This window comes from Spirochaeta dissipatitropha (assembly GCF_054657935.1).
Genome location: NZ_BAAHXT010000055.1, coordinates 1 through 402, shown reverse-complemented (window position 1 = coordinate 402; position 402 = coordinate 1). Strand labels below are relative to the sequence as shown.

1 protein-coding gene is annotated in these 402 nt (G+C 46.5%); it reads left to right on the top strand.

Features of this window, described 5'->3' with window-relative positions:
* Positions 1-13: 13 nt before the first annotated feature.
* Positions 14-402: hypothetical protein (locus tag ACYQ2L_RS17205; RefSeq protein WP_460058358.1), on the top strand; the 389-nt coding region annotated here is incomplete at its 3' end.

Sequence of the window (402 nt, the reverse complement as noted above, 5' to 3'; positions counted from 1 at the left end):
TATCTACGCCGGTATGGGGTATCGGATCAATCCCGGAAGTACTGATCGTGCAGTAGAGTTCTTTGCGGTTGAGGAGAATAGTGGTGATGTGCTCTGGACATGGCAGCCAGAGTTTTTGTTTGGCATGAATCGTGCACTTGAACCATATCATGTCATAGGAGATCATCTGTTCATACTGGATGAATTCGGCTACGCCCTTGTGAACAGGCATAGTGGCGAGCCTGTCTATGAGTCACGTCGCGGTGGAGCAAAGAGTCTTGGTGCTTTTTTTCATGAAGGTATTGCTTATTGGGCGAATAATATAACGTCCCATACGCATAATGAGTTTGAAAACAGCAATATACTGGCGGTAGACATGATGACCGGTGAACCGGTGTGGGAACGTGAAGACTATGATCTGTT